Origin of the sequence: Streptomyces camelliae (genome assembly GCF_027625935.1) — a bacterium.
In the GTDB taxonomy this organism is placed as follows: Bacteria; Actinomycetota; Actinomycetes; order Streptomycetales; family Streptomycetaceae; genus Streptomyces; species Streptomyces camelliae.
The window spans coordinates 6,251,369-6,266,561 of record NZ_CP115300.1 but is presented as its reverse complement, the minus strand read 5'-3'; the positions used below and the strand labels follow the sequence as shown (position 1 = coordinate 6,266,561).

Below are 15,193 nucleotides of genomic sequence, written 5' to 3'. Positions count from 1 at the left end.
GGCCGTCACGGGTATTTTCCATGGGTTCACCTCGTACGCATGCGCGATGTGAGGCGAACCGGATCGGGGCCGGCGGCGTCCTCCATGGTCGGGACCGTTCACCGGGACCGATTGGGGGGCCGTATGGGGGACCGAATGGTGGGCCGTATGAAGATCCGTCGACCGCGGCTGCCGCGCACCCGTACCGGGCAGCGGCGGCTGGTGCAGGCCGTGATGGCCGGGTGTGTGCTGGCGCTGCTGCCGGTGACCTGGCTGTACGTGTCCACGGCGGACCGGCTGCGGACGACCGCCGACGCGCCCGCCGCACCGGTCGCCGTGGTCTTCGGGGCGGGGCTGTGGAACGGGCAGCCGTCGCCGTACCTGGCGAACCGGCTGGACGCGGCCGCGACCCTGTACCGGGAGGGGCGGGTGAAGGTCCTCCTCGTCACCGGGGACAACAGCCGGAAGGACTACGACGAGCCCGACGCCATGCGCGCCTATCTGACCCGGCACGGGGTGCCGGGCGAGCGGGTCGTCCGCGACTACGCCGGGTTCGACACCTGGGACTCCTGTGTACGGGCCCGGAAGATCTTCGGGGTGGACCGGGCCGTGCTGGTCAGCCAGGGCTTCCACATCCGGCGGGCCGTGGCCCTGTGCGAGGCGGCGGGGATCGACGCGTACGGCGTCGGGGTCGACGAGAAGCACGACGTGACCTGGTTCTACGGCGGCACCCGCGAGGTCTTCGCGGCCGGCAAGGCGGTGCTGGATACCGTGTTCCATCCGGACCCGGAGTTCCTCGGGCCGAAGGAGACGGGGGTCACACGGGCGCTGGCCGCGCGGTGATCCGCACCGCGGGCATCCTCACCGCGGGCCGGGTCGGGTGGGGAGGTCGGCGTCCCGGGCGTGTAACCGGCAGTGGTCCGGTGCCGTAACACGCCGGAAGCACGCTGGACGGTATGGACACCATCTCCTCGACGCCCACCCACTGCCCGTACTGCGCCCTGCAGTGCGGAATGAACCTCACGCCCCTGGCAGAGGGTGGCGTCGAGGTCTCCGAGCGGGCGGACTTCCCCGTCAATCAGGGCGCGCTGTGCGGCAAGGGGCGTACGGCCGCCGAGGTGCTGGCGCCGGGGGTGCGGCTGACCTCGCCGCTGGTGCGGAGGAACGGCCGGCTGGTCGAGGCCGGCTGGACGGAGGCGCTGGACCTGATCGCCGAGCGGCTCGGGAGCACACGAGCGGCGTACGGCGCCGACGCGCTCGGGGTCTTCGGCGGGGGCGGGCTGACGAACGAGAAGGCGTATACGCTCGGCAAGTTCGCGCGGGTGGTGCTCGGCACCTCCCAGATCGACTACAACGGCCGCTTCTGCATGTCGTCCGCCGCGGCCGCCGGCACGCGGGCGTTTGGGCTGGACCGGGGGCTGCCGTTCCCGCTGGCGGACATCCCGAAGACCGGGTGCGTGATCCTGGTCGGGTCCAATCCCGCCGAGACCATGCCGCCGTCGCTGCGCTACTTCCGCGAACTGCGCGAGAACGGCGGCACGTTGATCGTCGTCGATCCGCGCCGGACCCGTACCGCCGAGCAGGCCGACCTGCATCTCGCACCCCGGCCGGGCACCGATCTCGCCCTGGCGCTGGGCCTGTTGCACCTGGTGGTGGCCGAGGGGCGGACGGACGAGGCGTACATCCGGGAGCGGACCACCGGCTGGGCCGAGGCCCGCGCGGCGGCGATGGCGCACTGGCCGGAGTACGTGGAGCGGATCACGGGCGTGCCCGTTCCTCAACTGCGCGAGGCCGTACGGCTGTTCTGCGAGCCGGAGGCGGCGATGGTGCTCACCGCGCGCGGGCCGGAGCAGCAGTCCAAGGGCACGGACACCGTGGGCGCCTGGATCAACCTGTGCCTGGCGACGGGGCGCGCGGGGCGGCCGCTCAGCGGCTACGGCTGTCTGACCGGGCAGGGCAACGGGCAGGGCGGGCGCGAACACGGCCAGAAGGCCGACCAGTTGCCCGGCTACCGCAAACTGGACGACCCGGCGGCCCGGCGGCATGTGGCCGAGGTGTGGGGCGTCGCACCGGACAGCCTGCCGGGGCCGGGGCGCAGCGCGTACGAGCTGCTGGACGCCCTGGGTACGGACATCCGCGCGCTGCTGCTGATGGGCTCCAACCCGGTGGTGTCGGCGCCCCGTGCGGCGCACATCGAGGAGCGCATCAAGTCCCTTGATTTCCTTGCCGTGTGTGATGTCGTGCTGTCGGAGACGGCCGAGTTGGCGGACGTCGTGCTGCCGGTCACGCAGTGGGCGGAGGAGACGGGCACGACGACCAGCCTGGAGGGCCGGGTACTGCTGCGCCGCCAGGCGGTCACCCCGCCACCCGGCGTCCACAGCGACCTGTACGTCCTGCACGAGCTGGCCGCGCGCCTCGGTGTGGAGAAGGGCTTCCCGACCGACCCCGAGGAGGTCTTCACCGAGCTGCGCCGGGCCAGCGCGGGCGGACCGGCGGACTACTCCGGCATCACCTACCGGCGGCTGGCCGCGGAAAACGGGGTGTTCTGGCCGTGCCCGGAGCCGGCGGAGACCGGCCCTGGCACGGGCCGCCCGGAGCGCTCCGTCACCGGTGCCGGAGCAGACCGTTCCGTCGCCGGTGCTGGTGCAGACCGCTCTGTCGCCGGTGCCGGAGCAGACCGTTCCGTCGCCGGTGCTGGTGCAGACCGGCCGGAGCCCGCCGAGAACGACTCCGACACGGCCGGTCCGGAGCCTGTCGAAGCCGTCCCCGGTGTGGTCCACCCCGGCACGCCCCGCCTCTTCCTGGACCGGTTCGCCACCGACGACGGCCGCGCCCGCTTCGCGAACGTCACCCATCGCCCCACGGCCGAGGAACCGGACGCCGAGTACCCCCTGATCCTGACCACCGGCCGGGTGGTCGCGCAGTACCAGTCGGGCGCCCAGACCCGGCGCGTCACCGAGCTGAACACCGCCGCCCCCGGCCCCTTCGTGGAGCTGCACCCCCGGCTCGCGGCCCGGATCGGCGCGGCCGAGGGGGATCCGGTGACCGTGGTCTCCCGCCGGGGCCGGGCCACCGCGCCCGCCCGGATCACCTCCGCCATCCGCCCGGACACCCTCTTCATGCCCTTCCACTGGCCGGGCGCGGGCCGCGCCAACACCCTGACCAACCCGGCGCTCGACCCGACGTCCCGGATGCCGGAGTTCAAGTCGTGCGCGGTACGGGTGGAGACGGCGGCCGAGGCCACCTGACCCGAGCTCCGACGGGTGACCGGCTGACGTAGATTGCCGGTATGGCTGCCATCGAACAGTTCGACCTCGACGCCTACCTGGACCGCATCGGCCGGCAGGGCGGCCGACAGCCCGGCCTGGAGACGCTGCGGGGCGTCCACCTGGCACACGCGCTGTCGCTGCCGTTCGAGAACCTGGACCCGCTGAGCGGCCGGGCGCCCTCGCTGGCGCCCGGCGATCTCATGGCGAAGATGATCCACGGTCCGCGCGGCGGCTACTGCTACGAGCAGAACACGCTGATGTGGCTCGCCCTGGAGGCCCTCGGCTTCCGGGTCGGCGGGCTGGCCGCGCGGGTGGTGCTGGGCGCCCCGACGCCCTGGAGCCGGCCGCGCACCCACATGATGCTGCGGGTCGAGGTCCCGGGTGAGCCGGAGCCGTATCTGGCGGACGTGGGCTTCGGCGCGTCCGGCTCGCTCCTGGTACCGATCCCGCTGATCACCGGCACCGAGTCGGAGGGCGCCGGCCGCCGGCACAGGCTGCTGCCGCTGCCGTCCGAAGGGCCCCTGGAACTCCTGGAGTTGCAGGCGTACGACCGTCAGGAGCGGGCTTGGGTGGGCCAGTACGCGTTCACCCTGGAGCCGTTCGCCGCCTCCGACTACGAGGTGTTCAACTGGCACGTCGGCACCAATCCCCGCTCCCCCTTCACCCGGCGCCCGTATCTCCAGCGGACCACCGCCGAGCGTCATCTCGCCCTGGACGGCGACCGGTTGACCGAGACCCGCGCCGACGGGACCGTGACCGAGCGCAAGCTGTCGGACGAGGCGGAGGCCCGGCGCGTGGTGGAGGAGGAGTTCGGGATCACCGTGCCGGAGGGGCTGACGCTGCTGGGCTGAGTCAGCCGCGGGACAGCCAGTCGCCGGTCTCGATGCGGGTGCCGGTGGCGCGCAGGTGGGCGGCGATGCGCGGGGCGGCGAGGTAGACCCAGGCGGGGGTGGTGGTGCCGTCGGCGCGCAGGACCGGGCGGGTGACGCGTTCGTAGAGGTTGCGGGGGTCGCCCGGGATGTACTCCTCCAGCCGGTCCAGCGCGGTGAGCAGGGTGTCGTACGACTCCGGGCGGGCGGTGACCAGTTCGCCCCGGACCTCGCCGCCCGGCGCGTCGACGGCGTAGGGATAGCCGGGGCCGTCGTAGAGCGCCGTGTCCGGGAGGCGAGCGGGTTCCTCGGCGGTGGTGCGGCCCCGCAGGAACAGGTCGTGGTTGGCCTCGCCGGGGCGCAGGGTGCCGTAGACGAAGAAGGGCAGCGGGGGCCCGGGGTGCGGAGTGATCACGGAAGCGATTCTGTATCCCCGTCCGGTTCTCACACATCCCCACAGAGGCGCTATGGACATGCCTTGTCATGCCCTCTTAAATCTGTCGTCATCAGCGCCATCCCCACACCTACCGGCGCCTTCCCAAGGAGACAGATGACCCGGATACGGCAGCACGTCCGAGGATCCCGCCGCCTCACCACCACCGCCGGTGTCGCCCTCACCACCGCGACCCTGCTGACCGTCGCCCTCTCCCCCGCCGCCCACGCCGACCCGAGACCGACCAGGGCGGCCGCGATCCAGAACGCGGCCTCGGCCCTCCTGGCCCACGCCGCCGGCCTGGGCCTGACCTCCGCCGAGAGCACCAGCGTCCGTGACGTGATCGTGGACAAGGACGGCACCCAGCACGTCCGCTACGACCGCACCTACCGCCGACTCCCGGTACTGGGCGGCGACTTCGTGGTCCATCTGAAGAAGGACGGCAGCTACCGCGGCGCCGACCGGGCGACCCGGAGCACGATATCCCTCGCCTCCATCACCCCGGAGATATCCGCGCCGAAGGCCGCCGACCTCGCCGTGAACGCCCTGCGCGCCGTCCACCTCGGGAACGCGCTGAAGCAGGTGAAGGCCAAGCCCGAGCTGATCGTCGACGCCCTGCACGGCACCCCGAAGCTGGCCTGGCGCACCAACGCGGTCGGCCGGGACTCGCTCGGCAACCCGGTCGCCCGCACGGTGCTCACCGACGCCCGCACCGGCCGGCAGATCGACGCCTGGGACAGCATCGAGACCGCCGCCGGCGACGGCCAGTCGCTGTACAGCGGGACGGTGCCGCTGCAGACGACCCCGTCGGGATCGTCGTACAACCTCACCGACCCGACGCGCGGCGGCACCTACACCGGTGACGCGGCGAACCAGACCGACCTGTGCATCTTCGGGATCTGCATCAGCCGGGCGCCGGCGACGGTGTTCACGGACTCCGACAACCACTGGGGCAACGGCACCACCTCCGACCGCTCCTCGGCCGCCGTCGACGCCCAGTACGGCACCAACATGACCTGGGACTTCTACAAGAACGTGCTGGGCCGCAACGGCATCGCCGGCGACGGCAAGGGCTCGTTCAACCGCGTCCACTACGGCAACAGCTACAACAACGCCTTCTGGGACGACAGTTGCTTCTGCATGACGTACGGCGACGGTGACGGCACCACCTTCGGCCCGCTGGTCGCACTCGATGTCGCCGGGCACGAGATGACCCACGGCGTCACGTCCAAGACGGCCGCGCTGACCTACTCGGGCGAGTCCGGCGGACTCAACGAGGCCACCTCCGACATCCTCGGCACGATGGTCGAGTGGTACGCGAACAACCCCTCCGACCCCGGTGACTACCTCATCGGCGAGAAGATCGTGAAGTCCGGCTTCGGCAAGACCGCCCTGCGCTACATGGACCAGCCGTCGAAGGACGGCAACTCCGCGGACTACTGGAGTTCGTCGGTCGGGAATCTCGACGTCCACTACTCCTCCGGTGTCGCCAACCACTTCGCCTATCTCCTGGCGGAGGGCAGCGGGCCGAAGACCATCAACGGCGTCAGCTACAACTCGCCGACGTACAACGGCTCCACGGTCACCGGCATCGGCCGCGACAAGGTCGCCCAGATCTGGTACCGGGCGCTGACCGTCTACATGACGTCCTCGACCAACTACGCGGGTGCGCGGACGGCGACCCTCAACGCCGCGAAGGATCTGTACGGCGCGGGGAGTGCGGAGTACAACGCGGTGGCGGCGGCGTGGAGCGCGGTCAACGTCAACTGAGCCGCCCCGGGGCTCGGAAAGGTCAGCCGTCCCGGCCTTCGGACCGGGGCGGCTCCGTCACGCTCCCGACGGCTCAGCGACAGCCCTCACCCGTTCAACGGCGCCCGTCGCTCCATTCGTGTTCTCTTCGCATCGCTGCCGCCCGCACGCCTGTGACCTGCGTAGACGGCGCGTCCGCTAGGCCGTGCGGGGGTCGGGGGTGACACCCGTTCGGCGCTGTTCCTGACGGGCCATCAGGAAGCGGAAGTCCCGGACTGCGACTTACCTCGTAGACGTGCAGCCGAATCCCGAAGCCCTGGAGAGCACCATGCGCCGCACCGCACGTCTGCTGACCGGTATCGCCGGTATCGCGCTCGTCGGTGCGACCGCGGCACCCGCCTGGGCCGGCAGCACCGGCAGCCTGGACGTGTACCCCTCCACCGTGGCGCCCGGCAGCCACGTCACGGTGAACACCGCCGCCTGCGGGGACAAGGGCGGCCCCGCGACCGGGAACGCCGGTGCGGTCGGCGGCGGCACGTTCATGCTGGCACCCAGCACACACGACGGCGAGGCGATCGGACAGTTCGTGGTGCCGGAGAGCGCGCAGCCAGGGATGTACGAGATCGTCGCGCGGTGTGCTGTGGGAAACCGGGAGGTGACGGGCGACCTGGTGGTGGCCCTGAGCGCGGCGCACGAGCAGGTGCAGCCGCGGGGAAGCGTGAAGACGGGGGTCGGCGGCGCACTCGGCCCCGACCCCGTGCGGACCGCGGCGGGCGTGGCGGCACTGGCCGTCGCCGCCGCGGGCGGTACCTGGCTCCTGCATCGCCGGGCGAGAGGCGACGGGATCTGACGGACACCCTCCGCTGTCCGTCACCGGTACCGCACACCCGCCCCCTCCGGGCCCGACGCCCCTCGCGGCCCGGAGGGGGAGAGGGGCCTTCGGAGGTCCGCCTCCGGGAGAGGGATTGCCATGGGCAGGAGTGCCAGGCGAAGCAGGCGCACCAGGAGCGCCAGGGCCGGCGACACCGCGATAGCCGCGGTCACCGTCGTGGCCCTCGGTTCCGGGGTGTGGCTGCTCGGTGGTGGGGCCGGGACACACGCGCCACCGCAGCCCGCCGCCACGGAGGGCCGCCTCGACCCGGGCGGTGAGCGGCCCGCGGCCCCCGCCCTCACCCCGTCCCCGCCCACCCGGATCCGCATCCCCGCGATCCGGGTGAACGCCCCCCTGATGGGCCTGTCCCTCACCCCCGCCGGCAGCCTGGACGTGCCGCCCGCGCGGAACAAGAACCTGGCCGGCTGGTACGAGGCCGGCACCATACCCGGCGAGACCGGCACCGCGATCGTCGCCGGGCACGTCGACAACACCGAGGGCCCCGCCGTCTTCTACGACCTCGGCGCGCTCACACGGGGCGCCCGCATCGAGGTGGACCGCCGGGACGGCTCCGTGGCCGTGTTCACCGTGGACGCGGTGGAGGTGTACGCGGCACGCGACTTCCCCGACGAGAAGGTCTACGGCGCCGCCCACCGCCCCGAGCTCCGCGTCATCACCTGCGGCGGCGGCTATTCCCGGGCGACCGGATACCAGGGCAACGTCGTGGTCTTCGCCCACCTGACGGCAAGCCGCTGAACCTAGGCGATCCACTGCTCGTACGCCAGGTTCGCCACCAGCGCGAAGACCACCGTCAGCAGCACCACCCGGACGAACCCGCTGCCCTGCTTGAGGGCGGTGCGGGCGCCGAGCGTGCCGCCCGCGAGGTTGAAGACGGCCAGCAGGGCGGCCAGTTTCCACAGGACCGTGCCCTGCCAGGCGAACATGGCGAGGGCGCCGGCGTTGGTGCAGCAGTTGACGATCTTCGCGGTGGCCGAGGCGGTGACCAGGTCCAGCCGGAGGACGGCGGTCAGCGCGAGAACCAGGAAGGTACCGGTGCCGGGGCCGATCAGGCCGTCGTAGAAGCCGATGCCCAGGCCGGCCAGGCCGACCGCGGCGAGCTTCTGGCGCCGGGTGGCCGGACCAGCCGCCGGGGCCCTGCCGAAAGCCGGGCGCAGGATCACGAACGCGGCGACCCCGAGCAGCACCACCATGATCACCGGCTTGAGGACGTCCGTGCTCATCCCGGCCGCGAAGAAGGCCCCCGCCGAGGACCCGGCGAGCGCGGCGAGCCCGATCCGGACGGCCGTGCCGACCTCCACCGGCGCCTTGCGGGCGTACGTCACGGCCGCGCCGGTGGTGCCGACGATGGCGGTCGCCTTGTTGGTGCCGAGCGCCCACGCGGCCGGGGTCGACGCCGGCAGCCCGAGCAGCAGGGCCGGCAGGAGCAGCAGTCCGCCACCGCCCACCACAGCGTCGATCCAGCCGGCCGCGAGCGAGGCTGTACACAGCAGGACTACGGTCGTCATCGGTATGTCGGGCATGATCGCGACCCTAACCTCACAGCTCGCTGCCGCGCGCGCGGGAATCCGCAGGCAACCTCACAGCCCCGTCAGGCGCGCGCACGGGACCCTCACATCTGCCGCCCGGGTCCGCTGAGGGCAGCGTTCCGCACGGGAAACAGAGGTGATGCGACCGGGTAACCTCCACGTCGCACGCTCGGGGACATGACCTCGAATACGCGTGTGGTGGTGATCGGCGCCGGCCTCGCGGGCGTACGGCTCGCCCGGCGGCTCGGCGAGCTGGGCGTGCCCGCGCTGCTCGTCGGCGACGAGGAGCACCCGCCGTACAACCGGGTCCTGCTCGCCGAGGTCCTGGCCGGCCGGTACGCCCCGGAGGTGATCAGCCTCCCGGAGCCCGAGCGGCTGCTGCGCGCCCGGATCACCGGCATCGACCGGGCCGCCCGGACCGTCAGCCGCGCCGACGGCCCGCCGATCGCCTACGACACGCTCGTCCTCGCCACGGGCGCCAACCCGGTGCTGCCGCCGCTGCGCGCCCTGTTCACCGCCGACCATCAACTGCCCCGGGGCGTCCACGCGTTCCGGACCCTGGACGACTGCCTGGCGCTGTCCGAGGCGGTCCGGCCCGGGGTACGCGCGGTGGTGATCGGCGGCGGGCTGCTCGGCGTCTCCGCCGCCCGGGCGCTCGCGGTACGCGGCGCGAAGGTGGTCCTCGCCCAGCAGGCCGAGCGGCTCATGGAGCGCCGGCTCGACCCGGACGCCTCCGGCCTGGTGCGGCGGCACCTCACCGACCTGGGCGTCGAGGTCCACACCGAGTGCCGCGTGCGGGACATGCGGTGCGTCGCCGGCGCGGTCCGCTCGGTGGAACTCGCCGACGGCTACGTCCTCGACGCCGACCTCGTCGTCCTCGCCTGCGGGGTGCGCCCGCGCACGGGCCTCGCCGCGGAGGCCGGGCTCGCCGTCCACGACGGCGTCCTCGTCGACGACGAACTGCGCACCTCGGACCCGCACATCCACGCCATCGGCGACTGCGCCCGGCACGACGGCACGGTCTACGGCCTCGCCGCCCCGGCCCTCGAACAGGCCGACCTGCTCGCCGAGTTGCTCGCGGGGGACGCCGACTCCCGGTACCGCGGCACCCGTTCCCTGACCCGGCTGACCCTGACCGGGCCGGGCTCCCCGTTCGACCTCGCCGCGTTCGGCGAGACCGAGGCCCGCCCCGGCGACGACGTCGTACGACTCACCGACGCCACCCGCGGCACCTACCGCAAGGTCGTCGTCCGAGACGACCGGCTCGTCGGCGGCGTCCTCGTCGGCGAACTCGGCACCGTCGGCGCGCTCGCCCGTGCCTGGGAGGGAGCAGAGCCGCTCCCCGACGACGGCCCCCTGCTCCACCTGCTCACCAACGACGGAGGCTCCTGAAATGACCGACACCCTGGGGGCCACCCCCACGATCGTCCTCGTCGGCCATGGCATGGTCGGCCAGCGCTTCCTGGAGGCGCTCGCCGAGCGCGGCCTGACCGCCACGCACCGCGTGGTCGTGCTCTGCGAGGAGCCGCGCCCGGCCTACGACCGCGTCGCCCTCACGTCGTACTTCTCGGGCAAGACCCCCGAGGACCTCTCCATGACGGACATGGAGTTCATCAACGACCACGGCATCGAGCTGTACGTCGGCGACCCGGCGGAGACGATCGACCGCGAGGCGAAGAAGGTGACGGCCCGCTCCGGCAAGGTCTTCGCCTACGACACGCTGGTCCTGGCCACCGGCTCGTACCCGTTCGTGCCGCCCGTGCCGAACAAGGACGCCGAGGGCTGCTTCGTCTACCGCACGATCGAGGACCTGCTCGCGATCGAGGCGTACGCGGCGTCCAAGGCCCAGGTGGGTGCGGTGGTCGGCGGCGGTCTGCTCGGACTGGAGGCGGCGGGCGCGCTCAAGGGGCTCGGGCTGACCTCCCACATCGTGGAGTTCGCGCCGCGCCTGATGCCGGTGCAGGTCGACGAGGGCGGTGGCGCGGCGCTGCTGCGCACCATCGAGGGCATGGGCCTGACCGTGCACACGGGCGTGGGCACGCAGGAGATCCTGACGGACGACGCGGGCGCGGTCAGCGGCATGAAGCTGTCCGACGGCTCCGAACTCGCCGTCGACATGGTGGTGTTCAGCGCCGGCGTGCGGCCCCGCGACCAGCTGGCCCGGGACTGCGGTCTCGCGGTCGGCGAGCGCGGCGGCATCACGGTCGACGAGCAGTGCCGTACGGTCACCGACCCGCACGTGTTCGCGATCGGCGAGTGCGCGCTGGCGGCGGACGGCCGGGTGTACGGCCTGGTGGCGCCCGGGTACGAGCAGGCGGAGACGGCCGCGGCGACGATAGCTTCCGATGAGGCTGCCTTTGTCGGCGCGGACCTGTCGACCAAGCTGAAGCTGCTCGGCGTGGACGTGGCGTCCTTCGGTGACGCGCACGGCGCCACCGAGGACTGCCTGGACGTCGTCTACTCCGACTCCCGCGCCGGCCTGTACAAGAAGCTGGTCATCGGCCGGGACGGCACGCTGCTCGGCGGCATCCTGGTCGGTGACGCGGAGGCGTACGGCACCCTGCGCGCGCTGACCGGTTCGGTGCCGCCCATCTCCCCCGAGTCCCTCGTCCTGCCCGCCGGAGCGGACTCGGGGGCTCAGCTCGGCCCGTCGGCGCTGCCGGACGAGGCGATCATCTGCTCCTGCAACAACGTCACCAAGGGCACGATCCGCGGCGCGGTCACCGAGCACAGGTGCATGAGCGTGCCCGAGGTCAAGAAGTGCACCAAGGCCGGTACGACGTGCGGCAGTTGCGTCAAGGTCCTGGGCCAGCTGGTCGACGCGGAGCTGGAGGCGTCCGGCGTCGAGGTCGACAAGGGCCTGTGCGGCTGCTTCGCCCAGACCCGCGAGGAGCTGTACGAGATCGTCCTGAGCCTGCGCATCACGTCGTACCAGGATCTGCTCGACCGCTACGGCCGCGAGGGCGCCCGGGGCGGCGAGGGCTGCGAGATCTGCAAGCCGGCGGTGGCGTCCATCATCGCCTCCCTCGCCCCGACGATCGGCGCGAGCGGCTACGTCCTGGACGGCGAGCAGGCGGCCCTGCAGGACACCAACGACCACCACCTCGCCAACCTCCAGAAGAACGGCTCGTACTCGGTCGTGCCGCGCATCCCCGGCGGCGAGATCGCACCCGAGAAGCTGATCGTGATCGGCGAGATCGCCCGGGACTTCGGCCTCTACACGAAGATCACCGGCGGCCAGCGGATCGACATGTTCGGCGCCCGCGCCGAACAACTTCCCCTGATCTGGGCCCGGTTGGTGGACGCCGGCTTCGAGTCCGGGCACGCCTACGGCAAGGCGCTGCGGACGGTGAAGTCCTGCGTCGGCTCCACCTGGTGCCGCTACGGCGTGCAGGACTCGGTCCGCATGGCGATCGACCTGGAGCTGCGCTACCGGGGCCTGCGCTCCCCGCACAAGCTCAAGTCGGCGGTCTCGGGATGCGCCCGCGAGTGCGCCGAGGCCCAGTCGAAGGATTTCGGCGTGATCGCGACGTCGAACGGCTGGAACCTCTACGTCGGCGGCAACGGCGGCGCGACCCCGCGCCACGCGGACCTGCTCGCACAGGATCTGAGTGATGCCGAACTGGTCCGCCTGATCGACCGGTTCCTGATGTTCTACATCCGCACCGCCGACCGTCTGGAGCGCACGAGCGTCTGGCTGGAGCGGATCCCGGGCGGCCTGGACCACGTACGCGATGTGGTGGTGCACGACAAGCTCGGCATCTGCGACGAGCTGGAGGCGCTGATGCGGGCGCACGTCGCCAACTACCGCGACGAGTGGGCCGAGACCATCAACGACCCCGAGAAGCTCACCCGGTTCGTGTCCTTCGTGAACGCCCCGGACACCCCCGACCCGGTCGTCGCCTTCGTCCCCGAGCGCGACCAGATGAAGCCCGACCTGCCGCTGCTCGCGATCGGCATGCGGCCCGCCGCCGACGTCCTGGAAGGAAGCACCCAGCGATGACCCTGACTGTCGAAGCCACGACTCTGAAGGTCCAGCTCCAGCTCGCGGACGGCTGGTTCACGGCCTGTGACCTGAACGCGCTGCTGCCGGGCCGCGGGGCGGCCGCCCTGCTGCCCGACGGCCGCCAGGTGGCCCTGTTCCGCGACCGCTCGGACCGCCTCTACGCCATCGACAACCGCGACCCCTTCAGCGGCGCGGCCGTCCTCTCCCGCGGCCTGACCGGCACCCACGAAGGCCGCCCCTTCGTCGCCTCCCCCCTGCTGAAGCAGCGCTTCGACCTGGTCACCGGCGAGTGCCTGGACGACGAGACGGTACGCGTGACGGCGTACGAGGTCCGCGCCGTCTGACACGGGCCCCGGCTGGGCCCCCGGGCCCAGCCGGCCCACCGCCCCACGCCGCAGACGGCCAACTTGACTGATCGTTCCAGTAAATCCTAGGCTCTGGCGTATGGCCAGGACCAAGGAGTTCGACCCGGACGCCGCACTGCAGGCAGCCCTGGAGCTGTTCTGGCGGCGCGGCTACGAGGCGACGTCGATGGCCGACCTGGTCGAGCATCTCGGAATCGGCCGGGCGAGCCTGTACGCGACGTTCGGGAACAAGCACGAGTTGTACCTGCGGGCACTGGACCGGTACGGACAGATCCAGAACCCCCTGCTCACCCGGGAGTTGTCCCGGCCGGGCCCGGTACTGCCGGCGGTGCGCGCGGTGGTCCGGCGCTTCGCCGCCGAGGCCACGGCCGAGCCGACCCGGGAGCAGGGATGTCTGGTCACCAACGCGGCGGTCGAACTGGCCCCGCACGACCCGGCCGCCGCCCGCCGGGTGGCACACAGCTGGGACCACGCGGAAACCCTCCTGCACTCGGCCCTGACCCGCGCCCAGGCCCAGGGCGAACTGCCCGAGAACCGCGACCCGTTGACCCTCGCCCGCATGCTGCTGGTCCTGCTCCAGGGCCTGCGGGTGGCGGGGAAGGCGTCCACGGACCCGGCGAGGGTGCGGGACGCGGCGGAGCAGGCGCTGGCGCTGCTCGACTGAGTGAACTGGTCGAGCGGCGCCGTTTTTCATCGATTCATTCTGAACCGATCATTCAATAAAAGGGGAGACATGACCACGGGGATCACCGGAACCGCACGCACCCGCTTCGCGGGCCGCACTGCCCTCGTCACCGGCGCCGGAACGGGCATCGGCCGGGGCATCGCGCTGGCCTTCGCCAGGGAGGGCGCGCAGGTGGTCGTGGCCGGCCGCCGCACATCCCCCCTGGAGGAGACGGCAGCCCTGATCGAGGAGTCGGGCGGCAAGGCCCTGCCGATGACGGCGAACGTGACCCGCCCCGAAGACCTGCGGGCGCTGGTGTCCGGGGCGGTGGACCGTTTCGGCTCACTGGACGTGGCGGTGAACAACGCGGGCATCCTGACGGGACGCGGCTACTCGGTGGCCGACCTGCCGGAGGAGGACTGGCGGACGATGCTCGACATCAACGTCACCGGCGTCTTCCTGGCCCTCCAGGCCGAGATCGCCCAGATGCGCACCCAGCCAACCGGCGGCGCCATCGTGAACATCGCATCCCGCATCGGCGTCCACAGCCGCCTGCCCGGCACCGCGGCATACGCCACCACCAAGGCGGCCGTCTCGATCCTCACCCGCGCCGCCGCCCTGGACCACATCGCCGACGGCATCCGCATCAACGCGGTCAGCCCCGGCCCCACCGCCACGGACATGTCCCTCAAGCCCGGCGAAACAGAGTCCGCCCGAGCGGCCCGCATGCGCACGGAGTCCCCGGTCGGCCGTGTGTCGACGGTCGAGGAGATCGCGGCAGCGGTCCTCTACCTGGCCTCGGACGACGCGGCGTCCGTCGTGGGCGCGGATCTGGTGGTGGACGGCGGGTCGACGGCCTGACCTGTGGCGCGATGTGAGCGCTGGCTGGTTTTGGATCACCTGATGCGGTGGCGAAGGAGCGAGTAAAGGATTCGCCACGTGATCGTAACGCTACTTTCTGTAACTCCCGCTGCCAGTAGGGCAGGTGGGGTTTGCTGAGAGGTGGCGTATGAAGAAGGCAGTGGTGGGTCTGCTGGCGGCGGGAGTGTTTCTCGCGGGGGTGGGGACGGCGTTCGCGGCGTCCTGGAACGACTTGGGCACACGCGAGATTTCGGGTGCGGTCCTCACGGAGGGGCATTACCGGTTCAATCCGCCGGAGCGGAACCACGGTTCCTTCGAGTGGGAGGGATCCCTACGGGACAAGAACGCCGGTGACGGCCACAACGGATACGTGAGGGTGCGGGTCGAAGGGCATGACTGGGTCCGCTACTACGGAAAGCAGGGGAAGACGGTGCATCTGCACCACTCCAACTGGGAGGGATCGCAACGGTACACGGATGACGCGGACCTGAACGTCTGCGTTGACAACGCTGCCCTCGCGAGGGACGAGTGCTCACGCGACCAGCACATCAGCACCAGGCGATAGGGCAGGGCTGATTCT

At 71.8% G+C, this 15,193-nt stretch carries 14 protein-coding genes; 12 read left to right on the top strand and 2 right to left on the bottom strand.

The window, feature by feature from the left end:
* Window positions 1-147: 147 nt before the first annotated feature.
* The 3 genes from O1G22_RS28685 (at window position 148) to O1G22_RS28675 (ending at window position 4,099) form a co-directional block, all read left to right on the top strand.
* Window positions 148-822, top strand: coding sequence for a SanA/YdcF family protein (locus tag O1G22_RS28685; RefSeq protein ID WP_428986415.1), 675 nt, complete (start codon window positions 148-150; stop codon window positions 820-822).
* Between the two features lie 113 nt (window positions 823-935).
* Window positions 936-3,227, top strand: coding sequence for a molybdopterin oxidoreductase family protein (locus O1G22_RS28680; RefSeq protein ID WP_270083956.1), 2,292 nt, complete (start codon window positions 936-938; stop codon window positions 3,225-3,227).
* A gap of 41 nt (window positions 3,228-3,268) precedes the next feature.
* Window positions 3,269-4,099, top strand: a complete 831-nt coding sequence (locus tag O1G22_RS28675) for an arylamine N-acetyltransferase family protein (protein WP_270083955.1) — start codon at window positions 3,269-3,271, stop codon at window positions 4,097-4,099.
* Window position 4,100: 1 nt separating this feature from the next.
* Here O1G22_RS28675 and O1G22_RS28670 read toward each other — a convergent pair whose 3' ends face one another.
* The gene (locus O1G22_RS28670; protein ID WP_270086574.1) at window positions 4,101-4,529 is read right to left on the bottom strand and encodes a gamma-glutamylcyclotransferase family protein; all 429 of its coding nucleotides are present in this window, start codon (window positions 4,527-4,529) and stop codon (window positions 4,101-4,103) included.
* 138 nt (window positions 4,530-4,667) lie between these two features.
* Between O1G22_RS28670 and O1G22_RS28665 the strand changes: the two genes are divergently transcribed.
* The 3 genes from O1G22_RS28665 to O1G22_RS28655 all read left to right on the top strand — a co-directional run bounded on the left by O1G22_RS28665 (window position 4,668) and on the right by O1G22_RS28655 (window position 7,926).
* Window positions 4,668-6,320 carry a M4 family metallopeptidase gene (locus tag O1G22_RS28665; RefSeq protein WP_270083954.1) on the top strand — a complete coding sequence of 551 codons (1,653 nt, stop codon included), beginning with the start codon at window positions 4,668-4,670 and terminating at the stop codon, window positions 6,318-6,320.
* 307 nt (window positions 6,321-6,627) lie between these two features.
* Window positions 6,628-7,149: a hypothetical protein gene (locus O1G22_RS28660; protein ID WP_270086573.1), complete on the top strand. Its 522-nt coding sequence runs from the start codon at window positions 6,628-6,630 to the stop codon at window positions 7,147-7,149.
* 120 nt (window positions 7,150-7,269) lie between these two features.
* A complete protein-coding gene (locus O1G22_RS28655; RefSeq protein ID WP_270083953.1) occupies window positions 7,270-7,926 on the top strand; it encodes a class F sortase in 657 nt (218 codons plus the stop codon).
* Window positions 7,927-7,928: 2 nt separating this feature from the next.
* Here O1G22_RS28655 and O1G22_RS28650 read toward each other — a convergent pair whose 3' ends face one another.
* Window positions 7,929-8,711, bottom strand: coding sequence for a sulfite exporter TauE/SafE family protein (locus O1G22_RS28650; protein WP_270083952.1), 783 nt, complete (start codon window positions 8,709-8,711; stop codon window positions 7,929-7,931).
* 183 nt (window positions 8,712-8,894) lie between these two features.
* Between O1G22_RS28650 and O1G22_RS28645 the strand changes: the two genes are divergently transcribed.
* The 6 genes from O1G22_RS28645 to O1G22_RS28620 all read left to right on the top strand — a co-directional run bounded on the left by O1G22_RS28645 (window position 8,895) and on the right by O1G22_RS28620 (window position 15,178).
* Window positions 8,895-10,109 (top strand): NAD(P)/FAD-dependent oxidoreductase, encoded by a 1,215-nt coding sequence (locus O1G22_RS28645; protein ID WP_270083951.1) that lies wholly within the window; start codon window positions 8,895-8,897, stop codon window positions 10,107-10,109.
* 1 nt (window position 10,110) lies between these two features.
* The gene (gene nirB, locus O1G22_RS28640) at window positions 10,111-12,720 is read left to right on the top strand and encodes a nitrite reductase large subunit NirB (protein ID WP_270083950.1); all 2,610 of its coding nucleotides are present in this window, start codon (window positions 10,111-10,113) and stop codon (window positions 12,718-12,720) included.
* Window positions 12,717-13,067 (top strand): nitrite reductase small subunit NirD, encoded by a 351-nt coding sequence (nirD, locus tag O1G22_RS28635; protein ID WP_270083949.1) that lies wholly within the window; start codon window positions 12,717-12,719, stop codon window positions 13,065-13,067. Before nirB ends, nirD begins: the two co-directional genes overlap by 4 nt.
* Before the next feature lie 100 nt (window positions 13,068-13,167).
* A complete protein-coding gene (locus O1G22_RS28630; RefSeq protein ID WP_270083948.1) occupies window positions 13,168-13,752 on the top strand; it encodes a TetR/AcrR family transcriptional regulator in 585 nt (194 codons plus the stop codon).
* 69 nt (window positions 13,753-13,821) lie between these two features.
* The gene (locus O1G22_RS28625; protein ID WP_270083947.1) at window positions 13,822-14,613 is read left to right on the top strand and encodes an SDR family NAD(P)-dependent oxidoreductase; all 792 of its coding nucleotides are present in this window, start codon (window positions 13,822-13,824) and stop codon (window positions 14,611-14,613) included.
* A gap of 148 nt (window positions 14,614-14,761) precedes the next feature.
* Entirely contained in the window at window positions 14,762-15,178 is a 417-nt protein-coding gene (locus O1G22_RS28620; RefSeq protein ID WP_270083946.1) for a hypothetical protein, read from the top strand.
* The last annotated feature ends 15 nt before the right edge of the window (window positions 15,179-15,193 follow it).

What these genes read in the sequence shown, in the direction of transcription:
- O1G22_RS28680 (WP_270083956.1), top strand. Translation starts at nt 936, where the DNA reads ATGGACACCATCTCCTCGACGCCCACCCACTGCCCGTACTGCGCCCTG.
- O1G22_RS28660 (WP_270086573.1), top strand. Translation starts at nt 6,628, where the DNA reads ATGCGCCGCACCGCACGTCTGCTGACCGGTATCGCCGGTATCGCGCTC.
- O1G22_RS28630 (WP_270083948.1), top strand. Translation starts at nt 13,168, where the DNA reads ATGGCCAGGACCAAGGAGTTCGACCCGGACGCCGCACTGCAGGCAGCC.
- O1G22_RS28650 (WP_270083952.1), bottom strand. Translation starts at nt 8,711, where the DNA reads ATGCCCGACATACCGATGACGACCGTAGTCCTGCTGTGTACAGCCTCG.
- O1G22_RS28675 (WP_270083955.1), top strand. Translation starts at nt 3,269, where the DNA reads ATGGCTGCCATCGAACAGTTCGACCTCGACGCCTACCTGGACCGCATC.
- O1G22_RS28645 (WP_270083951.1), top strand. Translation starts at nt 8,895, where the DNA reads ATGACCTCGAATACGCGTGTGGTGGTGATCGGCGCCGGCCTCGCGGGC.
- O1G22_RS28620 (WP_270083946.1), top strand. Translation starts at nt 14,762, where the DNA reads ATGAAGAAGGCAGTGGTGGGTCTGCTGGCGGCGGGAGTGTTTCTCGCG.
- O1G22_RS28625 (WP_270083947.1), top strand. Translation starts at nt 13,822, where the DNA reads ATGACCACGGGGATCACCGGAACCGCACGCACCCGCTTCGCGGGCCGC.
- O1G22_RS28665 (WP_270083954.1), top strand. Translation starts at nt 4,668, where the DNA reads ATGACCCGGATACGGCAGCACGTCCGAGGATCCCGCCGCCTCACCACC.
- nirD (WP_270083949.1), top strand. Translation starts at nt 12,717, where the DNA reads ATGACCCTGACTGTCGAAGCCACGACTCTGAAGGTCCAGCTCCAGCTC.
- O1G22_RS28685 (WP_428986415.1), top strand. Translation starts at nt 148, where the DNA reads ATGAAGATCCGTCGACCGCGGCTGCCGCGCACCCGTACCGGGCAGCGG.
- nirB (WP_270083950.1), top strand. Translation starts at nt 10,111, where the DNA reads ATGACCGACACCCTGGGGGCCACCCCCACGATCGTCCTCGTCGGCCAT.
- O1G22_RS28655 (WP_270083953.1), top strand. Translation starts at nt 7,270, where the DNA reads ATGGGCAGGAGTGCCAGGCGAAGCAGGCGCACCAGGAGCGCCAGGGCC.